Annotated in this window: 11 protein-coding genes; 3 read left to right on the forward strand and 8 right to left on the reverse strand. The window is 69.9% G+C overall.

Features of this window, described 5'->3' with window-relative positions; translation table 11 throughout:
• Positions 1-16: 16 nt before the first annotated feature.
• The 4 genes from ACFV0T_RS20595 to ACFV0T_RS20610 all read right to left on the reverse strand — a co-directional run bounded on the left by ACFV0T_RS20595 (position 17) and on the right by ACFV0T_RS20610 (position 11,309).
• Positions 17-2,275: a UvrD-helicase domain-containing protein gene (locus ACFV0T_RS20595; RefSeq protein WP_385780865.1), complete on the reverse strand. Its 2,259-nt coding sequence runs from the start codon at positions 2,273-2,275 to the stop codon at positions 17-19.
• The gene (locus tag ACFV0T_RS20600; protein WP_385780867.1) at positions 2,272-9,156 is read right to left on the reverse strand and encodes a DEAD/DEAH box helicase; all 6,885 of its coding nucleotides are present in this window, start codon (positions 9,154-9,156) and stop codon (positions 2,272-2,274) included. The genes ACFV0T_RS20595 and ACFV0T_RS20600 overlap by 4 nt, the downstream gene beginning before the upstream one ends.
• A 249-nt stretch (positions 9,157-9,405) precedes the next feature.
• Positions 9,406-10,077, reverse strand: a complete 672-nt coding sequence (locus tag ACFV0T_RS20605; protein ID WP_385780869.1) for a hypothetical protein — start codon at positions 10,075-10,077, stop codon at positions 9,406-9,408.
• Complete coding sequence (locus ACFV0T_RS20610; protein ID WP_385780871.1) at positions 10,074-11,309, reverse strand: AAA family ATPase; 1,236 nt, start codon at positions 11,307-11,309, stop codon at positions 10,074-10,076. Before ACFV0T_RS20610 ends, ACFV0T_RS20605 begins: the two co-directional genes overlap by 4 nt.
• A gap of 338 nt (positions 11,310-11,647) precedes the next feature.
• Here ACFV0T_RS20610 and ACFV0T_RS20615 point away from each other — a divergent pair, with 338 nt between their 5' ends.
• Positions 11,648-13,912 carry a hypothetical protein gene (locus tag ACFV0T_RS20615; protein ID WP_385780874.1) on the forward strand — a complete coding sequence of 755 codons (2,265 nt, stop codon included), beginning with the start codon at positions 11,648-11,650 and terminating at the stop codon, positions 13,910-13,912.
• Positions 13,913-14,024: 112 nt separating this feature from the next.
• Here ACFV0T_RS20615 and ACFV0T_RS20620 read toward each other — a convergent pair whose 3' ends face one another.
• The 3 genes from ACFV0T_RS20620 to ACFV0T_RS20630 form a co-directional block, all read right to left on the reverse strand.
• Positions 14,025-14,486, reverse strand: coding sequence for an ATP-binding protein (locus ACFV0T_RS20620; RefSeq protein WP_385780877.1), 462 nt, complete (start codon positions 14,484-14,486; stop codon positions 14,025-14,027).
• A 203-nt stretch (positions 14,487-14,689) separates the two neighbouring features.
• A complete protein-coding gene (locus ACFV0T_RS20625) occupies positions 14,690-15,850 on the reverse strand; it encodes a hypothetical protein (RefSeq protein ID WP_385780880.1) in 1,161 nt (386 codons plus the stop codon).
• A 376-nt stretch (positions 15,851-16,226) separates the two neighbouring features.
• Positions 16,227-17,273: a hypothetical protein gene (locus ACFV0T_RS20630; protein ID WP_385780883.1), complete on the reverse strand. Its 1,047-nt coding sequence runs from the start codon at positions 17,271-17,273 to the stop codon at positions 16,227-16,229.
• Positions 17,274-17,625: 352 nt separating this feature from the next.
• On the opposite strand from ACFV0T_RS20630, the gene ACFV0T_RS20635 reads away from it, so the two are divergent.
• A complete protein-coding gene (locus ACFV0T_RS20635) occupies positions 17,626-18,441 on the forward strand; it encodes a Scr1 family TA system antitoxin-like transcriptional regulator (protein WP_385780886.1) in 816 nt (271 codons plus the stop codon).
• Entirely contained in the window at positions 18,438-18,644 is a 207-nt protein-coding gene (locus ACFV0T_RS20640; protein WP_385780889.1) for a DUF397 domain-containing protein, read from the forward strand. The genes ACFV0T_RS20635 and ACFV0T_RS20640 overlap by 4 nt, the downstream gene beginning before the upstream one ends.
• A 117-nt stretch (positions 18,645-18,761) precedes the next feature.
• On the opposite strand, the gene ACFV0T_RS20645 is transcribed toward ACFV0T_RS20640, so the two are convergent.
• Entirely contained in the window at positions 18,762-23,849 is a 5,088-nt protein-coding gene (locus ACFV0T_RS20645) for a class I SAM-dependent DNA methyltransferase (protein ID WP_385780891.1), read from the reverse strand.
• Positions 23,850-23,858: the final 9 nt, after the last annotated feature.

Genomic DNA, 23,858 nt, shown 5'->3' on the forward strand with positions numbered 1-23,858 from the left:
ACGATCCCGGGTCAGGTCATGCCGCGGCCGGCGGCCGCACCCTGATCAGCTCTTGGAGGAACGGGCTCGGCTCCCCGTGCCAGAAGACGTCCAGGCTGTCTCGGGCGCGCGTGGCAGCCACGAAGAGCAGGGACCGGGCGCGCTGCATCTCCGCCCGGTATCGTGCCGGATCAGTGGTCCGCCGCTGCCTGACGCTCGAGCGTGGCACCAGCCCGTCGGCCACCCCGGCGATGATCATGCGTTGGTACTCGAGCCCCTTGAACCGGAACATCGTGCCGATGTGGACGCCGCTGTCGCCCCGGGGCCCGTCCGGGCCGATCTCCAGCGCTCGGATGCCGTGTTGGGCCAGCGTGTATGCGGCTTCGCTCGCCATCTCGTTGGTCGGGACGGCGATGGCGATCTGCTCGTGCGGCACCTGGCCCCAGGATTCGATCAGTGCGGCGATCGCCTCCCGCTCATCGGCCCAGTCACCCAATTTGTGCAGGTCGGGCACGGCTCCGCTGAGCACGGACCGATACCCGGCCAGCGTCTCGCTGCCGCCATCGAGGTCGTCGTACGTCTCGTCGCCGAGCACGTTCAGCGCGGAGCGCAGGATCTGCCTGGTGGTGCGGTAGCTCAACGACAGCTTCGACGACCGGCCGCGGATGTTGATGCCGAGGCTGCCGAGCGTCACCTGGTTCTTGTAGATGCGCTGGTGGGTGTCACCGACCATGAAAAGGTCGTTGCGATCCGGAGCGGTCATCGCACGCAGCATCTTCCAGTGCGCGGGCCGTAGGTCCTGGGCCTCGTCGACCACGATGTGCCGGTATCGGTAGCGCAGCCAGCCGCCCGAACCATCGGCGACGTGCACGTTGTCGAGGCCGCCAGCTTCCTCGCGCTGCCGGTCGATGGCCTGGATGCGCCGGGCACGTTCCGTTTCCAGATGGGCCGCCCGTTCCGCGATCTGGTCCCAGGTCTGGACCTCGAGCCGGTCCAGACGCTGGACGAACCGCTCGGCGAGCTGCCAGATCTCGGCACGCTCGGACCGGCTGACCGTGCGGCCACGTCCGGCGCGGCGTGCCCGGAAGTAGTCGGTGCGGGAGGTCACGGCCTGACCGAGGATCACCTGGGTCCATTCGTCGTGCAGGAACTCCGCGTCCCAGCCGTCCTCGCCGAGCTCGTCCAGGAGGGAGCGCCACTCGCGGACCGCCTGCGCTTCGTCGATGATCCGCTTGCGGTTGCCGGGATCCGCCTCCCGTACGGTGCGCAGCGCGAGCTGGTCGACGTGGCTGATCTCGACCCGAGACAGCAGCGCCTCGCCGCCCAGGGCGAGCAGCCGTGAACGTAGGTCCGCCGCGAGGTTCTTGTTGTACGTGGTCAGCAGGACCGGTTTGTTCCGGCCGGCCGGGAGCCGCTCGACCAGGTGCTTGACCCGGTGCAGAGCCACGATCGTCTTGCCGGTGCCGGGCCCGCCGCCCACACGGGCCGGACCGCTGTAGTCCCGCGAGACGAGCTTGGCCTGCGTAGGGTGCAGGAACACCTTCCAGCGCCCGAAGTCCTCGCCCTCCAGCGCCTCCCGCAGCGCGTCGTCGGTCGTGGTGACGATGGTGGCAGGACGTTCGGCGGCGGCCCGGAAGTCCTCGGGGTCCACGAGATCCGGTGCTGCGACGGGAGCGGTGACCTGCTCCAGGACGTCGTCGTACTCCTTGCCGTCGTACAGCGCCAGCAGCACCTCGCCGGTGAGCTGCGGCGCGTACTCGACGAGGCCGAGGAGTTGGTCCTCGGTGGTCAGGGCGGCGACGACCGGGACGAGGGAAGGGGCCACACCCAGATCGGTGAGCTGCTCTTCCGACCACTTCGCGAACAGCGGCCGCGGAGCCGCCGGCTCGGCGGGTGTGGCAGGTACAGCGGGTTCGACGGTCCGCGGGGCCGGGGGACTTAGTACCTCCTCCTGCACGACCTGCAGGTCTACGTACTCGATGCCGCCGGTGATGCGGTTCACCGAGTAGGTCAGCCGGTCCAGATGCGCGTACACGTCCTTGCGGTGCTTCACCGAGACGATCAGCCAGTCGTCGTCGGCCAGGCGCAGCAGCAGCGCGCGGTACTCGTCGTTGACGCGTGCTGAATGCAGCTTGTCGTGGCCCTGCAACTGCTTGAGGCGCAGCCCCGCGGAGTCGGGGTTGGTCTTGAACTTGTGCTGGAAGTCGTAGATCGCGCCCTTGACCGGGCGGGGGAGCTTGAGGATCTCCCGGTCCGCCTTGTCGAGCAGGCGCAGTGTCACGTTCTTGCCGGTCACGGTTGTCCGTTCTCCCCGTTCTCTGTGGTGGTGCCGTCAAGCGGGTCACGATGTCCCCGGCCGTCGGACGGTGGTGCGTTGTCGAGGCGGTCCGCGATGTCGTGGGCGGTCCAGTCGGCGGCGAGCCGCACCTCCCATCCGGCCGCGGCGAACGCTCGGTCGCGGTCGACGGCCTCCGGATCCTCGTCCTCGCCCTCCGGCGGCCGCGGGGCCAGGACGACACCGACGCGTGCGGCGGGCCAGGCCAGCTCGGCCAGCCAGCCGTTCTCGTCGAGCTCGTAGCCGTCCTCGGGAACCGCGACGCCGCGCGAGGCGAGGGCCTCGGCGAGTGCGAGCAGGCCCGGTTCGTCCGGGTCGAGGTATTCGACGACCTGATCCCATGCCGCGTCCCGGGCGCCCGCGGCGGGCGTCTTCGTCGCGGCCGGGGCCGGGTCCTGCGACGAGGGCCTGGCGTCGACGGTCGGGACGGGGGCGAGTACGGCGCGGACACTGTCCAGGACGCCGCTGCCGCCCGTGACCGCCAGGGTCTCGACGGGGAACCCGTCGAGGAGGGAGGTCGTGAGCTGGACGGCGTCGCCGCCACCGTTGTCCAAGAACTGGAGCAGGTTGGACCAGTACAGCCAGCCCCGCCAGCGGCGCTTGTGGGCGTCCTCCTGGGCGTGCACGCCCGGTGTGTCGTCGAGGAGGGAGATACCGGTCCACGCGGGGGGTTTCACCCGGCTGTCCGCGGCGAGGACCAGGGGCAGTCCCGAGCGGTCGGTGACCGTGAACAGCTGCACCGGGCCGCGTGGCCCCGTGGGCGTTTCACCGTGCAGCGCCGCCGTGATCTGCTCGCCGAGCACGTCCGGCGGCAACGCGACGGGCCGCGCCCCGTCGCCCATGAAGCCCGCCAGGGCCGCCTCCGCCCGCCACTGCCAGCGCTCGGCGTCCGGTCGGCGCAGATACTCCACTAGCTGCACGGCGGGGTTGACCCACACGGTCTCCGCGAGTTCACCGGGCAGCCCGCCCCACACCCTGGCGTAGTAGTCGCGGGCCTTGCCGCGGGCCTGATCGCCGTACGGCTCCCACACGGGGTCGGCCGGGCCGGCGCCCGCGTAGCCGGTGTCCCGGACACGGCGCTGCCACTCCGTGACGTCGCCGTAGGTGAGCTGGAAGACCCTGAGTCCCTCCGCACGCAGCCGTGTGCGCTTGTCCGCGTCGTCGCCGACCCGGTTGTGCTCCCGGCCGGCGTGGAACTCGTAGCCGTCCAGGTAGAGCGCCACGCGCGGACCGGGCGCGTCGACCCGTTCGAACAGGACGTCGGGGCGGGTGCCGTCGAGGACGCGCTGCTGCGACACCCGCCAGCTCAGCGTGGTGCCGTCGGCCGCGGTCAGCCGCAGGTCCAGTGCGTGGGTGCCGGCCGGTGTTATGTAGGCGTCACCGCTCGCACGGCTCTCGGGAAGCCCGGCCCACTCTCGCAAGGTGTCGATGAACAGGACTTCCAGATCGCTCTCGGCCTGGCGGTGCATCGGGATGTGCTGAGTGGTGGCGACGGGCGAGGTGCGCCAGCGCTCGCCGTCCGCACCGAGCAGCTCGTCCAGCATCTGCCGGACCTCGTTGCGGCTGACCTTGTCGTAGTCGGCCGGTGGCACGCGGCGCAGCAGGCAGCGGTGACAGCCGTCGAGCCCCTTCTCCAGGCAGCCGCAGCCCTCGATCACCTCACGGGCCTTCAGCAGAACCTCGCGGAAGCCGTCGGAGGTGGCCAGGCGGTGCAGGTAGCCGGTGCCACCGGGCAGCCGGTCGTACACCACCAGGAACCGGCGCGGCCAGTCGCGGTCCTCGCCGTCCGGCATGGACGCGGCGGTGATGTCGATGTGGTCGGGGTCGCCGCCGTAGCGGGCCGCTATGCCCACGAACAGCGCGGCGGTGAACGAGGCGAGCCGCTCCTTGGCCCGCGCCACGGACGCCGGCAGCAGGATGCGGACGGCCTCCGTCGACAGCTCGTGCGCCAGCAGCAGCGGCACGTCCGTCCCGGCGCCCTGCTCCTCCCCGCTGCCGAGCAGCCGTCGGCGCGGGCACCACAGCTGGTGGTGGGCGCTCGCACGGGTGGAGCGGGCGAGGGACGCGGTGAGCGCGTGCTGCGACTGGTCGACGACCGGCCGCCCGTCGGCCGTCGCCCCACCACAACTCGTGCATACGTAGAACGGGTTCAGACGCACGTCGTCACCGGCCAGCGGAACCGTGCTGCTGCCGTCCTGCCGGTCGACCCCCAGGTTCAGGGTGCGGACGACGGCCTTGCGCGTGAAGTCGGCGCCGAAGACGGCGGTGTCGTGCCGCCACGATCCGGCCGTCAGATGCGCGGGGTCGATGTCGACCGTGGTGAGGACCGCGTACCGCCTCCGGTCCCGCTCGTCACGGTCGTCCCGCACCCGGGCGTCGTCGCGCTTGTCCCGGGACATCACGCGCCGGGGCTCCAGCACGTGGTGCACGCATCCCGCGTCGGCGATCTCGCGGGAACCGCACCGGGGGCACGGCGAGGTGTCGTTCTTCGGGTCACCGTGCGTGCGTGCGTACCCACAGGCCGGGCATAGGCGCCACACCGCCCAGGCACGCCGCTCGGGGCTGCCGATGTCGAGGGCGCGCACGACGTGCCGGTAGCCGTTGACGTAGAAGCTGTTGCCGGGCGCGAGTTCGGTCAGGGCCAGTTTGCGGGAGCGCTCGTAGTCGCGCACCTCGCTGCGGTACACCCACTCCCGGCGCTCGTCGGCGCCCTCCGGGGCCTCCGTGCCCTCGTCGTCCCCGGCGGCCTCCTTCCAGTAGAGCGTGGCCTCCAGCGACGTCGTCGTGTCGGTGAGGCTGTAGTTGGGCAGCAGACCCAGTTCGACGAGGGTGCCGTGCGCGCTGGTCTGGCTCAGCTCGCGGAGCAGCTCGCCCGTGGCGCGCCGTTCCGCGAGCAGCTCACGCCGCTCGGCGCCCTGTTCACGGTCCTCGGCGAGCAGCCCGTCCACGGCGGTGTCGATGGCGGCGATGCGGCGGCGCAGTTCCTCGCGGCGCACCGTCCACTCCTCCTCGGCCTCCTGCAGGGCGCGCGCGATGCCTCCGGTGGCGTAGGCGCGCAGTTCGTCCGCCGCGTGCGCGGACACCCCCAGGTCGTCGTCCGGACCGCCGGGCGCCTGCGGGAACAGCGCCAGGAACTCCTCCACCAGCCGCGCCCCGTGGGTGAGCGCCGCGTCCGACAGGTCCTGGCACCAGCCGGTGGTGCCGAACAGCGCCGACGACAGGCGCGGCACCGGCATGAGCGGCTCGCCGTCCGCCGTGGTCAGCTCGCCGCGCGCCGCCCGGTCAAGCAGGTGTGCCGTGTACTGGCGGCGCAGGATCTCGACGGCCGACAGATAGCAGCCTGGCGGCACGATGTCACCGGCGATCATCTCGGTCGGGTCGTCCAGGTAGTACCGGTCGCGGGCCCGGCGTCCGCCGAAGGCGACCACCAGGGCGTTGCCGGTACGGCGTCCGGCGCGTCCGGCACGCTGCACGTAGTTCGCCGGGCCGCCCGGCAGCGAGCCGAGCAGCACCGCCGACAGGTCGCCGATGTCGATGCCCAGTTCCAGGGTGGGCGTGCAGGAGAGCATGTTGGGGTCGGTGTAGTGGGTGCCCAGCCGGAACGTCCGCTCCACGCGCTCCCGTTCGGGTCGGGTCAGCATACCGGTGTGCTCGGCCGTGACGACCCGGTAGGTGCCGCCGGTCAGGTACAGGCGGCGGTAGTAGTCGGCCCGGTAGTCACGCTCCAGTTTCCTGCCGAAGCCGCCGCTGCCCGCCCCGGTCGACGACATGCCGTACTGGGGAGGGGTGAGGAGGCCGGTGCAGCGCCAGCGTGGGCAGGGGTGCCCGTACCAGCGGGTGCGCCGCTCGGGCGGCACCACCTGCTGCCACCCGCACTCCTCGCAGGAGACGAAGGCCTTGTTGACCAGGTCGTCCGCCAGCAGCCGTACGTGGATGTGGCCCGGCTGCAGTCCGTAGACACGGGTCGTGCGGTCCTTGGCGGTGCGTGCCGACAGCACGCCCTCGTCCGCGAGGACCGGCAGCAGCCTGCGCAGGTACTCGGTCGCCTGTGCCGCGTCCAGGCCGAGGCAGCGCAGTGTCCAGTCCTGGTACCAGTTGCCGCGACCGGTGATCGTGTCGAACTTCGTCTTCTCCTTGGGGCCGGCGAGCAGGAACCTCGGCGGTGCCACGTATCCCTCGGGGAAGGCGGGCATGCCTTCCGGCCGCTGCCCGGAGATGAGGTACTGGTTGACGCCCGCTTCCTTGATCCAGGTGTCCAGCCACCGGTGCCGCACGCCGCCGCGCAGCCGTACTCGCTCCAGCAGTCCCCGCACATACGCCAGGTACCGCTCGGGCGTGGGCAGGCCGCCGTCCAGCCCCAGCTGTCCCGGCAGCGTGAGGTGCAGGTCACGGGCGAGCGCGACGATCCGGTCCGGTTCGGCGATCATCACCTCCGCGGCCGTGGTCCGGGTCAGCTCCAGGGTGCGCCCGAGCCGCGAGCGCAGCCCGAACTCCATGACGGTCGCGAAGGCGAGCCGTTCACCGATGAGCTTCCAGGTCCGCGCGTCCCCGGTGCCGCGCCCCGACAGGAGCCGGTCCACGCCGGGTTCGTCGTGCAGGTCCGGCGGGACGACCGCGGCCAGCGTCTGCGGGTCGTCCACGGAGTCCAGGACGTCGCCGATGAGGTCGTTGAGCGGGAGCGGCGCACCGGCGTCGTCCAGTTGGTGCGCCAGCAGCGAGCGCAGCGAGAACTTGTACGAGGCGTTGGCGACGTATCCGGCGCGGTGCGCCGCGTCCTGCGTGGAGTCGTTGAACAGCAGCGTCTTGCGCTCTTCCGGCGCCAGCGCGATCTCCTGGCCGCCGGTGAACAGCTGGGTGACCGTGGCGGAGGCCAGCGCGGCGAGCGCGGTGCCGAGGAACCTGATGCCGTTGTCGGTGTTGCACGCCGGGCAGGTGTCGTCCTTGGCGGCCTGGTCGGCGGTCTTCTTGTCCAGGACGGCCCGCGCGAACCACGCGTCCTGCAGTCCCTCCCCGTCCTCGGCGACGGGCAGGCGGTAGGTGCTCTGCGCCCCGTCCAGCACCACCACGGACTGCGGGTCGACACCACCGACCTGCTTCGGCGCCGCGCCGGTGAGCGCCGCGAGGGCGTCCCGTGCTTCGGCCGGCGTTGCCGAGATGAAGTACCGCAGCCGCCGCTTGTCCCGCCCGATGGACGCCGACCAGATCCGCTGCGGGCTCGTCTCGAGCTTCTGAGGATCGGCCTCCGGGGAAAGCGCCGCCCAGCCCGAGCGGCCGCACACGCGGCAGTAGACCGCGGGCAGGTGGGCCTGAGCCGGCTGCTGCACGGTGTCCGAACCCGGCAGCGCCTGCGGCCGCCGCGAGTCCGCCATCGGCCACTCATCGCCGTCGGACGAGTCCTCGGACGCGGACGCCGCGGTGAGCGCGGAACGCCGCGCGACGGTCCGCTCGTCCTCGTACCAGCGGAACTCCGGCCGGGCGCCCACTCCGCTGAGCACCCGGCTCACCGGCCGGACCCACAGATGCGCCTCGATGTGCAGCAGCGGACGCGGCCTGCGCTCGTCGGACCCGGGGTCCCGCGCGGACGACAGCAGCGCCACGAACCGCGACAGCGCCTCCAGCGCGAGCCGCGGGTTCTCGCGCGCGGTGCGCGCCCACGCGTACCCGAAGCGGGCCATGCGGTCCCGCAGCCCCCACTCGTCGAGCGGCTCGCCGTTCAACAGCGCGAGCACGCCGTGGGTGAAGTCGTGTTTCCTCAGCAGCCGCCCGATCTGGAAGGGGTCCAGGCCGCGCCGCCCCAGCAGCCGCTCGACGAGACCGTCCAGGTCGAGGCGGTCCGGGTCGGACTCGATGCCCGGTCCGCCCGACACGTCGATGACCTCCTTGGGGCTGGGAGGCTCGGGCAGCTCGTAGTCGATGTCGCCGACGAAGTCGTCGGCGCTCAGCCGCTCCTCGCCGATCACCGCGTCCGGACCGAACGGCACACCGAACACCTGCTCGGCGACGGCGAGGATGCCGCCGGTGTCGCCCCCGCCCTCGCCGAGGGTCGCCGAGGTCGCCACCGGGCAGATCGCCCCGAGCGGCCGCTCCGGCTTCGAGGCGCCCACGGCCGCCGCCAGCCGCCGCAGCAGCATCGCCACGTCGGTGCCCTGCGCGCCGTCGTAGGTGTGGAACTCATCCAGCACCACGTACGCCGGGTCGGCCCCCTCCCACAGCGGCCGGTCCTCGGCCCGCTGCAGCAGCAGGTCCAGCATCTTGTAGTTGGTGATCAGCACGTCGGGCGGCGACTGGCGCATCTCCTCGCGCCGCGTCATCACCCGCCGGAAGTCCGTGTCCGGCTTGTCCCCGATGTAGAGACCGGCCGTCACCTGGGCCAATTCCGGCTGCGCCAGGTAGTCGCCGATACGGCCGGCCTGGTCGGTGGCGAGCGCGTTCATCGGGTACAGCAGCACGGCCTTCACCCCGCGCCGGCCCAGCGCCTTCTGCCGTCGGCAGTGGTCGAGCACGGGGATCAGGAACGACTCGGTCTTGCCGGACCCGGTGCCGGTCGTCACGAGCGTGGGCTCGGCCGCCCCCCGGTACGTGCTCAGCCGCTCCCACGCCTTCGCCTGGTGCCGCCACGGCGTGAAGGCCGGCTGCCATTCGAGCGCCGACCTCCACTCGTCGTCGGCGGGGTGGAACGGCGTCCTGATCCGCAGGTACGGCCCCCGGAAGATGCCCGTCTCCGGGTCCCCGAGGAACCGCTCCAGCGCGAGCCGCGTGTCCTCGTCGGCCAGCGCGTACGTCGTCGTGAGGTACTGCGTCAGACTGCCACGGAGCTGCGCGGCGGCCAGGGTGGGCTTCACGAGGACCTTTCGGACAGGACGGTTACCGGGATCGCCCGGTACGCAGCGCCGGGGCAGCCGGTGAAGGTGTCGTGACGATCAGCGTCAAAAATAACGCCCACCTCGGACAACGGTACCCACCTGGTCGAATCCCGGACCTTCACGAAAAGCGCAAAAAGCGTTTACGCGGCATATGTTCGCGGCTGACGGCCGCATCCGGGCGGCCGAGGCCCTGCCGTGCCCTGCCCTCTGGCACGCGTGGCCCGGTGGTCAGGTCCAGCCCGTGAGGTCTCCGACGAAGTCCGCGTACGAGCGGTTGCCGCCGCGCGGGGAGGGGATCAGCCGGTGCTCCAGCGCCTCGCGGGCGACCGCGGGGCCGTCGCTCTCCCGGAAGATCGGCAGCCCGAGCCCCCGCTTGAGCTCCTCCTTGGCGTCCTTGACTCGGCCGGTGTCCTTGTCGAGCAGACGGTCGGGGACCTTCCAGCGCGGACGGACGTGGGGGAATGCGTCCGGGAAGAGCAGCAGCCAGCCCTCGCTCTCCCAGGCGGCGAGCGCGAGGGCCGTCCGGAACTCCTGGCACTGGCGCGCGAACTCGTCTGTCAGCGTCTTGCGGATCCGGTCGTACCGGGAGTCGGCGTAGCCGTCCAGGTCCTCGTGGACGACGAACCCGAGCAACTCGGCGCGCTGCTGGAGCGCCTTGGCCCGCGCCTTGCCGGCCAGTGTCTTTACCGCGGCGGCGAGGTCCGCGTCGGACTTCCTGCGCAGCCGCACCGGGTCGTTGATGCGGACGAGCTTGGCCGCAGCGCTCAAGTCGGGCCGGTGCGCACGTATCAGCGAGGCCATGATCTCGCAGTCGTTCCGGTCCTCACCGGCCAGCACGATGACGCCCCGTTCCTGCTCCCGGGACGCCCGCCCGCCGCCCTGCCGCCCCTTCGGGGTCACAGCTCGCCCCCGGTGAGGTCGCCGCCCAGCACCCCGGAGAACCACAGCTCGCCGAGCGGCTGTTCACCGGACTCCTCGACGATGTCCTTCACCTCGTCGACCGTGAGGGCCGGGATGATCGACGCCCCGTCCTCGTCGCGGTCGCACACGACGAACTCCTCCGGGCGCAGCCGGTTGACGAGCGCGGGCGAGTGGGTGGCCACGATGAACTGCGTCCGCTCGGCGGCCTCGCGCAGCCGCTGCACGACGAGTTCCAGGGCCTGCGGATGCAGCCCGTGGTCGATCTCCTCGATGCAGGTGAACGCCGGGGGGTTGGGGTCGTACAGCAGGGCGAGCAGCCCCAGGAGGCGGACCGTCCCGTAGGAGGCGTAGGCGAGCGGAGTCAGGCGGCGTAGACCGCGCTCGCGCAGCACGACGGTCAGCTGGTCGGTCGACCCGCCGACCTCCTCGAACTCGATGTTCTCCAGATGCGGCAGGACCGTGCGGGCATCGGCGACCAGGTCGTTCCAGGTCGCCTCGTCGCCGCTGAGATGGATCAGGAACCCGGCCAGGTTCTCGGCATGCGGCGCGAGGGTCGCGAAGTCCGTTCCTCGTAGACGGGTCGGCTGCCGGGCCGCCGCCACGTCGACGTCGAAGACCCGGAACGACGACAGCCGGTCGGCCACCCGCGTCACCTCGTCGCCGCCGTCGGAGGGACCGAGCCGGGGAAGCGTGGACAGCCCGCTGCTCAGCCTGCGGATGCCGAAGCTGCCACTGTCCTTGCTCTCGCCCGCCCGCACGTCGAGGATGCGTGCCTCCTCACCCGAGATGGTGATGCGCCGGCCGCGCCCCTGCCTGCGTTTGAACGCGAAGCTCTCCTCGCGGGAAAGGGCGTAGGCGACCGGTTCACCGGTCCGCTTCGAGCGCAGGGAGCGGCGCCGGATGGTGAGGCTGTACTCGTCCGGCGCGTTGAGGGTGGAGTTGGTCGTCCAGGTCGCCTTGAGGTGGATGCGCATGGACGTCGGAGGTTTGGTCCCGCCCCAGAAGGCCACCTCGTCGAACCCGCCGCGTGTGTCGAGCGCCGGCTGGAGGTCGGTGCGGATGATGTCGGCGAGGAAGTCGAACACCTCCAGCACGTTGGACTTGCCCGCGCCGTTCGGGCCCACTAACACCGTGAGCGGACCGAGCGGCACGGTCACGTCACGCAGGCTGCGGAAGTGCTCGACGTGCAGTTCGAGGAGACGGCCAGGCATGGGACGAAACCTATCGGGTCGGTGATCGCGGTGCGGGGGAGTGGGCCGAATGCGTTGCTCGCGCCGGTGTGTTCTCCGTGTTCTCCGTCCTGTCCGTGCGCGGCCCGAACGGCGACGAAGGTGCGGTCCGGGACGAGGTGATTCGGCACGGGGCGCAGATTAGGACGGGTCACCGACAGCGTGCATATGGTTCGCGGAGTCCGGTGCGTCGTCGGCCAGGAGGGCTGCTTGCGACGCCGGGCGCTGGGACCAGGCCCGGCGCCCACGGTGGGCTGGGCAGTGGGGCACAGGCACCCCCTTCCTCACTGTCGCTCATATGTCATTGGCATAATCCACACATGTCGAGTCGAGAGACGATCCAGCACGCGCCTGACGAGGGCATGCTCATGATTCCCGGTGATCCGACGCAGGATTTCGCCCCGGCCTTCGCCGTCTTCGACGACTCGGTACCCGCCCTGCGCGCCTTCGTCCTCCGCCATCTACGGAAGGACAGCGTTGTGCCCGCCCCACCGCGGGCGAAGTGCGACATCGTCATACCCGTACGCGTCGGCCTCGTCCCGCGGCCGGACAACGACTACGACTCCCGCGCCGTCTCCGTCGCCTCCCCGCCGCACCACGGCGGATCCGTACTCGACCGGCACATGGGCTACCTGTACAGCAGCAGTCTCCACATCACGAGCGAGAGCATCCACAGGCTCACCGAGGAGGCCGGGACGCCCGTGGGCTGCCACGGCTGGATCGAACTCCATGAACTCGAGGACGACAGCTACTTCTACGAGGAGGAGGACGGGCAGGACGTCGACGAAGGGTGGGAGCCCGACCGCGAGCGGCCGTTCTCATGGGCGGAGCAGAAGGAGTTCGGCTACGGCATCGGGTCCGTGCGGATCCTCCTGCCCGGCCGGGAGACCGTCCGCACGCTCGTGGACGACTACCTGGAGGACCGTCGACGGACGAAGGCCACCGGAGCCACCGAGGAACCTTCCGGCACGGACTCCACGCCCCCGTCCGTCGTCGAGCAGGGGCTGCGCCGCGCGCTCTCGGAACGGCTGGTCATCCTCATGAGGACGGGCCTGCACCACAGGGCCACCGACGGGACATGGGGCCGGGAGACCGACCGGGACCGGGCGCGTCAGCGCCGGGACGCCGAGGCCCTGCCCCTGCTGCGGGCCTGGGACGAGTTCCGGGAGAGGCCGCACGGGTTCCGGGGGCTGCGCGCCACGACCCGGTCCGTCTACCAGCACACCAGGATCCTCGTCCTCGACGAGGCCGGGGTGGAGGTCGGCCGGTACCACCACCCAGACGGCCCGCTCACCCTCGTCGACGAGCGCACGCGCGCCGAGGCGCTGGAGGCCCTGCGTACGCACGGCGTGGACGTGGACACACCCGAGCGGCTGGAGGCGCTGGGCGAGTTCCCCGACGCCACGGTCGTCGCCGGGAACGGCATCTGGTCGATCCGGCTGTCCAAGGACGGGTTGCCGCTTTCCGCGCTGCCCGAAGCCGGCTGGTACGACCCGGACTCGGGAACCCTCACCGTGTACGCCGGTCCGTTCACCAAGCCGATGACGGTTCTGCTCCGCCGACACGGCGTCAGCCCGCTGCTCGTCACCCGGGGTGCACCGCGCGAGGACGTGGAGAGGCACAACCGCCGGGCCGCGTTCGCCACGTCGGAGATCAGCCCCTTCAGCAGATTCAGCCGGGTGACGGAGGCCGTACGGCGTCTGATTCCCGAGCGGCACCGCCGATGGCTCAACGTGAAGCCGGCGGAGCCGGCGCCATCGCCGGATGGCTTCCTGCCCCCGCTCGTCGACGACGCGGCCGACAACCCCTACTACCGGCGTGCACTGGAGTCGCTCTTCGGAGCGCCCGTCGACCTGGAACACCGAGGGCCGTGCCGACTGTGCGGACGCTCGGCCCAGTCGGCCCGCCCGGGCCTTTACTACTGCCATGGCTGCTGCGGACTCGCGCACGGGGGAGTGCTGCGGGACAACGGCGCGGACGGCGAGTGGACCGAGGCGATCCTGTACGCCGTCCGGAGGCTCGCCGAGATCGAGTTCTCCGGGCCGCCGTCCCTGGCCCAACTGGACCGGATCTCGGTCCCGTTCACCGACGCGGCCCTCGTGGACGAGGCTTTGCTCTGCCGCTTCCTCGTCCCTCGGCCCAGTTCCACGCTGCTGAGCACTCGTCCGGCGCGCCCGGCCCGCACCTGGACGGAGTGGCTCCAGCTCGCGGACCTGCTCAAGGACGGGGTCCGCTCGTCGATGGGCACCGTCACCGTGGCCACGGACGGCCACCTGTGCCGCTCACTCTTCGAACGGCACGTGGACGACTTCCTGCACCACTGGGGCGTGGTGCACGAACCGGAGCCGCACTACCCGCGCCATCCGGAACTCAACACCACAGGGCTGCGCGCCGACTGGCGCCTCGCCGACGGCACGTTCGTCGAGGCGCTGGGCTTGATGGAACGCCAGGCGTACGCGGCCAAGGTCGCACGCAAGCGCGAACTGGCCCGCCTCGCCGGCCTGCGTCTCGTCACGGTGACGGCCCAGGACCTGCACCGCCTTCCGGAGGTCTTCGCCGACTGGCTTCCGTCGACCACGCAGTGAAGGACGGCGCTTCGCCGTGTGACAGAGGGCGTCCCGAACGTCTCCCTGATCGCCGTAGGGGCTTGGCGAACTGCTCACGTGCGGCTGTGTCCGGTTCCTCTCGTCCTCGGACTCAACCGACGTCGACGACCGCCCACACCGTCTTGCCAGGGCCGGGCAGGCGGTCTGTGACGCCCCAGTCGTCGGCCAGGGCGGATACGAGGAGGAGGCCGCGACCGGACTCGGACTCGGGCTCGGGGACCGTGGGGTCGGTGACGGCGGGCCGGCGTTCCGCACGGGTGTCGGAGACTTCCAGGCGCAGCCGCCCGCCGTCCGCCTCGGCGGCCAGCCGGACGTGGAAGTCGCGGCCGGGCACCCGCCCGTGCCGTACGGCGTTGGCGCACAGCTCGGCGGTGATCAGGGTCAGCGTCTCGTTGACGCCGCCGTCGTAGGGGTGCCCCCAGGAGTCCAGGCAGTGCGCGACGAACAGCCGGGCGAGGCGGGCGCCTCGCGGGGTGGAGGTGAAGGCCATGGCGAACTCGGTGGGGATCTTGGGGTTGAGGGGTAAGTGCCGCTGGGAGAAAGGGCTGTGCATGTGGTCAGCGTGGCGGTCGGCTCGCGCTTCTCACCAGGGGCGACGCCTGTACGGCGGTGTGTTGTACATGAGGCTCTGGCCACTCTCCGGAAAGCCGTGGGCGGCGGCCTGACACCGTGTCCGCTCGGTGCTTCGCCGCCGCGCCCACCCATGCGCGACTCTCCGGAGCCGTGAGACTGCCGCAAGGTCCCCCAACCCGTGCGTCAGACCTCCGCATCCGCGGAAGGTGGCGAATGCTGTTGTCCGACTCGGTGGCAGCGATCACGAAGCTCGGAGAGGACGGCCTTCTCGCGTGCGCTGACGTCACCGTCCACTGTGGCCGCCCGCTCGGCCGCGTCGAGGATGTCGCTCAGATCCCCCGGCTCGGCGTCTACGCGCTCCCACACCTCGGCGGGGTCGATGTCGACGACGTCGGAGAGTTCTCTGTCGACCACCTGATGCCGTTCCCGTACCAGCCTCACCAGGTGCCGCATCAACAGCGCCTCGTCGTCGGCTATCTTCTGGTCCGCCCTGATGACGAACCACGCGACCCACAGCATCAACCGCGGGTGCCGACTCCGCCTGCTCATGCCCTCGGCGAGTTCGATCACCCGCGCCTCGTTCCGGAAGACGGCCTGCGCGTGCCGCCCGGCTAGCAGCGTCGTGTAGCGGTTCAGCACCACGGCGAGGGGAACGCCGACGACGGGGATACCGATCTTGATGACGTTGCGTTGCAGGAGGTACTTCCCGACGACGGGAAGCCCCTTCGCGGCGCTCAGTACCGCCTTGGAGTAGAAACGCTTGATCACGGGCCGCATCATGACCGGGACCGATTTGATCACGCCTTGCCGGGCGACCTCCCCGCTCTTGATCGTGAAGGCCACCCGGATGAGCTTCCACATGTCATCGGGGTCGTCGAGGTCGAGCGGGACCCGGTAGAGGACCGAGATGTCGTAGGCCAGGCGGAGTTGGAGCCGGGTGGTGTACGCGACGTCGACCATCATGGTCGTGACGGCGGCCGGGACGGTCGCGGGCGAGGCACCTCCGAGGCTTCCGATGGTGGCGGCGACCGCCGCCGTGTAGGCCCCGGCGGAGAGGCCGCCTTCGAGCGCGGCGTACCGGGACGCCATCTTGATCCGCTGGTCGACGATGCCATCGGCGGGTACGCCCTCGTACCGCTCCTGGAAGTACTGCCAGTCGACCTTCTCGGTGTAGGAATTCATCGCCTGGGCGCAGAGCTTGGTGAACCAGTTGCCCGACTTGATGTCGTCCGCGCTGAGCCCCTTGATGAACTGCTTCAGCTCGGCCCGCTCCTGCTCGACGACCTTCCGGTCGGCGTCGTCGTCCCCGTCGGTGCCGGCAGCGTCCATCGGAGCTTCGGTCATGGCGAGTTCCCCCCAGGCGGTTCGGCGAAGAGCCGGGTCGCGAGGTTCGGACGACCCCGCTGACGTCCCGGCACGGTGACTCGGTGAGCGGCACATGGGCCGACGGACGTCCCGTTGAGCTGCAACCCTAGTGCTTTACCGCGCTGCTAGTGCCGGTACTTCGATCTCCGTCATGATCGCCGTCACCGCGGCGAATCACGTCTCCTTCCAAGCAACCCCGAGTCGGTTCGACACCGCGAGCAGCAGCGTGCCGCTCGCCGTCACCGCCTCGTCCGCCGCTGGGGCCGTCGTTTGGATTCTCTGGTAGTTGGACGAGTCTGCTGACTGGCGAGGCGGTCGCGGTGCACATGGCGGCACGGAGGACTTCCGCGAGGGCTCACTGGAGCAGTTCGATGTGGGGATGGTCCGGAGACACCGGACAGGCGTGGAGTTGCAGGTTGTTGCCGCCGGTGATGTCGATCTCGGTGAAGTTGCCGTCCTGGGCGCTCAGGGGAGGCGGGGCCCCGGCTGTCCGTTCCTCCTCGGGGATCCAGGTCTCGCCGCCGCCGTCCCATTCCCAGGAGGCGATGGTGAGGAGCGGGACCTGCTCGGTGCCGCATTCGGGGCAGGGGCGGGGCTTGGGGTCGGTGGGGCTCCAGCGGGTCCAGCCGCCGGTCTTCCAGCCGGGGGCGGTGGAGAGGTTGCACAGGTAGAGCTCGCCCGGGTCGTCCGCGTAGGCGCTGTACCGCGCGGGGTCGATCGCCTCCCAGCGGCTCTCGTCGTCCAGCTGATCGCGCAGTTCCTTGTCCAGCTCGCTGGGGTGGGGGTACTCGGTGACCTGCTCCGGTGAGAACAGGCACGGCTCCGGGAGGTAGCAGCCGTGCTGGACGATCGGCGGCTCGGGCGGTGCGTCGAGGACGTCGGTGACGGTGGCGGAGGAGCGCCAGAAGAGCGCGGTCTTGGGGTGGGCCATCTCGTGGTCGAAGGGGCACCACAGGACCTGGAGGAGGTCCGCGTCGGGCGGGCACGGGAAGGGGACGTCGCGCGCGTAGAGCTGAGCGACGGGGAGAAGGGGGATCGGGCCGTCGAACCACGGGCGGCCCGCCCTGAGCCGCTGCCAGGTCGCCAGTTCCTCGGGGGTCCGCGCGGGTGCCTGAGGGTCGTGCCGCAGCCGCTCGGCCGCTGAGGCACGGTCGCGGCGCAGGAGCCGGACGTCGTCCGGGGAGAGGATCCACAGCGACGCGTGCCTGTCGTGCGGCTCGTCGCAGTACGGCCACGGCTCGTCGGCGGGCCACAGCAGCGGCCCGCCGACCGAGCTGTCGTGCACGGACGGAGCCCCGGGGCGCGGGTGCAGCCGGGTCGCCGTGCGCGCCAGCGGGGCCAGTTGAGGGAAGAGAGCGGTGACGTCGAAAGGCCGCGGTGGGGTGGTGCGGATGGCGTTCATGGCGGTGATGCTGCCAGCGGCGTCTGACAACGGGTGTACCGATGCCAGTTGTCACCACGCGGCTTTCCTGCGCCATCGGGCGGACCGGAGGACGAACGCGAGGGGACGACAGCGGCCGTCGGCAGCAAGATGGATCTTCGAGCGGTGGTGAACCGCGCGGGTGCGTGTGTACAGGCGGGTGTTGTACGTGGGGAGGGCGGGCGCTCGTACGCGGTACGGGGGAAGCAGGGCCAAGTGACGCGAAAGCCACGATGCGTGTCTTTACAGTGAGCTGTGAGTGACGGACGGGTGCGGTGCCTGCCGCGGGTCGAGGGGCGGGTGCCGCTGTGCGGGTGGGCGAGATGAGGTCACCATGACGGCACACGGTGAGAGCGAGACGGGCATCATCCGGTGCTTCGGTCAGCAGGTACGGCTGCTGCGGACGAGCCGGGGGCTGACACGGGCGGAGCTGGGCGCGAAGCTCGGCTACGGCGAGGACATGGTCGCCTCGGTGGAACTGGGGCGGCGCATCCCGAAGCCGGACTTCATCGACCGGGCGGACGCGGTGCTGGAGGCCGGCGGGCTGCTGGCGGTGATGAAGGAGGAGGTGGGGCGGGCGCGGTACCCGGCGTTCTTCCGGGATGCGGCGAAGTTGGAGGCGGAGGCGGTTGAGCTGCATGTTTATGCCAACCAAGCCGTGCCGGGGTTGTTGCAGACGGAGGAGTACGCGCGAGCGGTGTTCGGGGTGTTGCGGCCTCCACTGGACGACGTGGTTGTCGATGAGCGGGTTGCCGCAAGGCTGGCACGGCAGGAGATCTTTCACCGTAAGCCGTCTCCGCTGATGAGCTTCGTCATCGACGAGTCCGTGCTGCGCCGTCCTGTTGGTGGATGGGACGTACTGCGCAGACAGTTGGAGCAGGTGTTGCTCGTTAGTCACATGCGGCACGTCGAAGTGCAGGTCATGCCGCTGGATCGTGAGGAGAACGCCGGGATGGCCGGTCCGTTCACCTTGATCGAGACGGACGAAGGGCGCAGGATCGCGTACGTGGAGGTACAGAACGTCAGCCGGGTGCACAGTGATCGGGAGCCGGTCCGGGCCCTGGAGGCCAAATACGGGACGCTGCGTGCCCAGGCGCTGACGCCTCGCGAATCAATCGCGTACGTCGAGAAGTTGTTGGGAGAGCTGTGAGCACCGACAAGGCAATGCCGGGGCCGGGTACCCCCCTGCGCTGGTTCAAGAGCAGCTACAGCAGTGAGGAAGGCGGGGAGTGCGTCGAAGTCGCCATCGATGCTGTTGCCGTCCACGTGCGCGACTCGAAGCAAGCGTTGGAACGTGGGCCTGTGCTGAGGGTCGGCTCGGCGGCGTGGTCGGCGCTGCTTGAGGCGATGTGAGCTTGTTGTCGCTGTGAACCAACCGTTTGATGGCCGGTCGCGTGATGTGTACAGCGGCTTGTGACGGTCGGCGCTTCTCTTGTCGAAGTGCCGACCGTCATCTATGAGGAGCGGAACTCAGGCCTCGCGGCTCCCAGGCGGAGTCCAGCGGTCAGTGGCGATCTCCTTGTCCAAGCGAGCTTGGAAGTGCGCATGAGCGGCACGCATCTCGGCCTCGCGGTCCGCCTTGTAGAAGGGGGTGGTGTAGCCAGCGGGAGGTGGGGTGGTCTCTGGGCTCTCCAGATGGGTCAAAAGGTCGATATAGTCCTGTTTGGTCTGGCCGTGGCCGAAGGTGTTGAAGTCGCCCGCGATCTTACGGCCGTTGGCGTCGAAGTAGCTCGCCGACTCATAGTCGTGCAACTGCGGGAAACGGGACTTGAAGATTGCAACGAGCTGGTCGGCGGTGATGCCGAGCCATACGGCGACGAGGGCGTCGAGCTCGACGAGCGCGGCGCGGCGCTCGTGCTCGGTGCGGAGGGGGGTTGAGAACTCCCAGGTTGGCTTGAGGCCAGCGGCCAGGGGCTTCAGGTGGGGCCAGCGGGGGTCTGCCCAGTCCTCGTATCCCGCCCAGAGGGGGTCGAATAGCTCCGCCCAGAGCGGTGCGTAGTGGGAAGTAAGGGCATTTAGGCGGAGGGTGCGGAGGAGGAGGGCAGAGGCGAGAGGATGCTTGGGCTCAGGGGCTGGCATCCTCATGGCGTCTGCTGGGTGAAGATTGGCCTTGCCCACGATGCGTAGCATGTAATCGAGCGGGAGTGTGGCCCAGAAACCTGCAGCTAGGGCAGTCAGTCGATCGTTCGCCATAGCCATGCTGTACACCCCGTCGATATGGGCGGGGCCAGGCGGGACGAGGGAAGCCACCAGGCTGCGACTGTTGGCGAACGGAATCATTTTCCGCCATGCCAGCCGGAAATATGAGGTGGAAGGTCTTCCCTGCCATGAATCTTGGGCCGCGAGGTGGGTTGATTCTTCAACAGCTCGCACATAGTTGGTCACGGGAACATACGTCTCTGGCAACTCAGTCGGGATAACTGAGTCCCAGTCCCTGTTGTTTCGGCAGGGAATTCGCGGCTCTTTAGAGAAGGGCAGTGCAGGCGCAAAGTGAGGCCCTTGCAGTATGACGTCTGCGAGATCGGGTACAGCCTGATTGCTCCATCGAATTAGTCCCTCCTTTTTGGCGCTGGCTTCTTCATACCCCCTCGTGATCATTGGTCCATAGTTCGCAAGAGTGCTGTGGTAGGCGGCGAGTGCTTCGATGGCTGCCTCTTCGCCACGCAGAAGCGGGTATAGGAGAGGTGCCTCCGTGGCTGAGCCGGTAGATCCTGTCATTGCCTGCCAGCTGGCGAGCAAAGCAGGATTGACGTGGATCACACGCTCACGGTGCGGCCGGACGTCCCAGGTGCCGTTGTGCTTGATGCCTGGCGTAGCGCCTTGCCCATCATGGGCCAGTGAGGCGGGCAAGACCTCGGCACCCCGCAGTTCACTGACGTGAAGAAAGTTGGGCTCCTGTGGCGTGCTGTAAATATGCATGCCAAATTCCCAGGAACGGTGGAGGTCGTCGAATGCCCAGTTTGCTGAATTCACAAAGTGTGCGTGTACGCGGAGATGTCGGTACGCGGATGCTCGAATGGCGCCTTCATGTACACCGCCGAGGTGGGTGTCCGGGTGAATCATGCCCGCGCTGCCGTGCAGGCCGGTATGCTGCCACACCTGCGCCATGAAGGCTCGGTAGAGATCGCCCTGTGTGCCGGCGAGGAGCGGATACGTAGCCGAGCTGATTAGTGCAGCCACAGACCCTGCGTGAGCGGCCAGCTCGTTGAGAATGAATTCCTTGCCGCGCACACGCGTATCTAGCACCTCGTTCTTTCGGAGGCGCCATTCCGCCGCACTCGGCTTCTCTGCCAGTGCGAACCACGGTTCCAGCTCTGCCAGAACCGCGTCTTCCTGCCACCGAGGTCGAACCCAAGGCGGATTTCCCACCTGTAGATCAAACCCGCCCCTCGCACCAAATACTTGACCGAACTCCAACTGCCAGTGAAAGAACCCCTGCCGCTCAGCCACATCCCGCGCGACCGCCGCCCACGGATACCGTGACTCCAGCGAGTAGAACCGCTCCATGCCCATCCACTCGGGCAGCTCGTCCTCGTACCGCTCGAGCTCATCCAGCGTGTTGAACTGGGCCACCAGCGAGTCCGCAGCCACGTCCTGCGTGCCCAGCAGCGACTCGGCGAAGGCCAGCCAGTCGTCAAGCGAGGCGAGCGCGATCACCGGACGACGCTCACCCCGGATCTGTTCCTTGCGGCTGCCGCCCCGCGCGCCTTTGGACTTGACCTCGACGACCTCAACCCCGCCGAAGAGGTCCTCCTTCTCGTACATCTCCCGCACCGGCGCACCCGACTGGGCCGGGACCGGGGCCGCCGACACGGTCCACCCCCCCGACTGCGAAGCGACCTCCGCCGCCCGCGCGTACGACTCGTGCGAACCGTCCAGCAGCGCGGCCTCCTGCACCGGCCAGAACCACAGTGCGCACCACGCGTCCATCAGCGTCTTCAGCCGCCAGTACGGGGTGTCGACGGCCTCCAGGTCGGCCTTGACCTTCTCCCTCGGGACCGCGACCTCGGGCGAGCGCAGCCAGCCGTCCTCCGCGCCCCAGACGTCGATCCGCCGCGAGATCTCCCGCTCGGAGATCTCCAGCCGGCGTACGACCAGTCCCCACAGGTACTCCGCCCGCCGCGCCAGACCCTGCAAACGCTTGGTCTGCGTGGCACTCGGCGACTTGGTGATGGCCTTGCGCCAGGCCGTCAGCGCCTTCGCCTCCTCCGGCGCCAGCGCCTTGGCCTCCTTCTCGGCCGCGACCGCGCCCCACTCCTTCGCCGGGAGGAGGAAGTGGTGGACGGCGCCTTCGGGCAGCGGGGCGCCCGCCAAGGCCTCCGACAGCGGGTAGCGTTCCGGGGTCGTGCCCAGCCAGCCGCCCTTCTTCAGGCGCTCGGCGGAGTAGACCTCCCTACGGCCGCCGATCAGCGAGTTGCCGCGCCGCAGGTGCAGGCCGAACCACGGGGCCTCCATGCCGGGGTGCATGGTGTTCAGCCACAGCGACACCTCCGCCAGCTCCACCGCCGTGTTGTTGAGGTCCACGCCGTAGGAGTTGTGCAGAGCGATGTACGCCTTGGCCTTCTGGAGCTCGACCGCGTACTTCTCCGTGTCGACGGCGACGCCCAGCTCGTCCTGGCGGCGCCGCAAGTACTCCGCCGCGACCTGGTTGATCGCCTCGTTGAGGAACGCGCCCGAGCCGAGCGCCGGCTCGCAGATCTTCCAGTCGAGGAGTTCGCGGGCCTCGGTGACCGTGTCGTCCTGGTCCAGGCGGTGCTGCAGAGCCAGTTGGACCGTCACGCGGGTCAGCGACTCGGGCGTGTAGTACGAGGCCGAGGTCTGGCGGTCGCGGCCCGACAGGCGGTAAACGAACGCGCCCGGCGCGTACCGCACGCGCTCCTCCACGCCGGTGTCCTCGTCCTTCTGGCGGACGAACACCTCGTCCGGGTACTCGTCGGCCTTCGTCGCCGGGACCAGCCAGGAGCCGTCCTTCGGGTCGCCGTTCTTCGCGACCTCGTACAGCTCCTCGCCCGCGACGAAGCCCGAGTAGGACATCAGGCCCTCGTACACGGCGCCGAGCTGGTTGATGCCGAGCTGGGCGTAGGAGATGAAGCCGCCGCGCTCGCGCCTCTTGCCGCGGGTCAGCATCAGCAGGCGCAGCACCCGGTACAGCGTTTCGTTGCGCAGGCGGGTGTCGACGAAGCGTTCCCCGCCCGGCTCGCCCTCGCCGCCGGCCTCCGTGTCGACGCGCGGGTCGGGGACGGTGTCGCGGCCGATCAGCCGGATCGCGTCCGACTCGAACAACTTCGAGTGCAGCGGCTCGAAGCGCAGACCCATGTCCTCCGACGTCTTCGCGGTCACGGCCTCGGCGGACTCCGCGTCCGCGCCGTGGGTGCGGCGCGGGCGGTGGCCCTCCTGGACCTTGCGGAAGAGCAGGTCCAGCGACTCGTACAGGTAGAAGCCTTTGCGGGACTTCTCGTCGACCAGGTCGCGCTCGGCGATCAGCTCGCCGAGGCGGCCGAGGCCGTAGCCCAGCTGGTACTCGGGGTAGTCCGAGGGCAGGATGCCCAGCTCGGGGCGGGCCTCCGCGTACAGCAGGAACAGGACGCGGTACAGGTAGCGCAACGACTCGCGGGTCAACTGGCGGCCCAGTTCGGGGAGTTCCCTGACCTCGTCCGGGCGGACGCCGGCCTCGCGCAGCCGGTCCAGGACCTCGTTGGCGATCAGCTCGACGCTCAGCCGCAGGCCGTCGCGGAGCTCGCTGGAGACGCCCACCGCGTGCTTGGTCGACTTGTCGAGGAGGGACGCGAGGGGGTTCTCGCCGCCCTCCTCCGGGGTGCGCAGCGAGTCGGCGCCGAACAGGGCGGCCACCGTGTCGAGTTCGCCGCCCGCCTTAATGTCGTTGCGCTCCAGCGCCGCGTCCAGCGAGACGGCCAGGTAGCGGCCCTCGCCCCACGCGGCCCGGTCGGCGAGCACGACCACGCCGCCGACCAGCAGCAGGACGTAACGGGGGGCGTCCTCGCAGGCGAACAGGAAGGAGGCGAGCTTGGAGCCGGTGGTGATCGTGTGCTGGCCGTCCAGGCGCAGTTCGTCCAGGAGGCGTCCGGCGCCGTCGGGGTCCAGGGCGTCGTCGGGCTCGGCGGACCAGCCGCAGTCCAGGGCGACGAGGTCCTTCTCCGCGTGCGCGACCTTCACTTCGTGGGACTGGTCGGCGCGGACGACGGTGAGCGTGCCCGGCTTCGCGTCGAAGCCGAGGGCGTGCAGCACCTCCGCGTTGAGCGTGCGGACGCGGTCGCGCCAGTCGGGGGCGTCGTACGTCACGGCGTCGTCGCCGGTCGCCGCCCGCTCCTCGTCCATCGTGAAGTAGGAGCGCGCCGCGAAGTAGGGGCGGCGCAGCGCCCGCAGGCCCGCGCGCGGGGTGACGGGCAGGGCGCCCTCGGGCCGCTCGGTGCCGGCGGCGTCCTCCTCGCGCTGCTTCCACTCGGCGAGCAGGCCGGACTTGAGGTCCTTGGGGAGGATCTCGGCGAGGTAGTGCGCGGAGAAGTAGTCGCCGCGGTTGACCAGGCTGTCGTACGTCATCTTCGTGTA

Origin of the sequence: Streptomyces sp. NPDC059582 (genome assembly GCF_042735715.1) — a bacterium.
Taxonomy (GTDB): Bacteria; Actinomycetota; Actinomycetes; order Streptomycetales; family Streptomycetaceae; genus Streptomyces.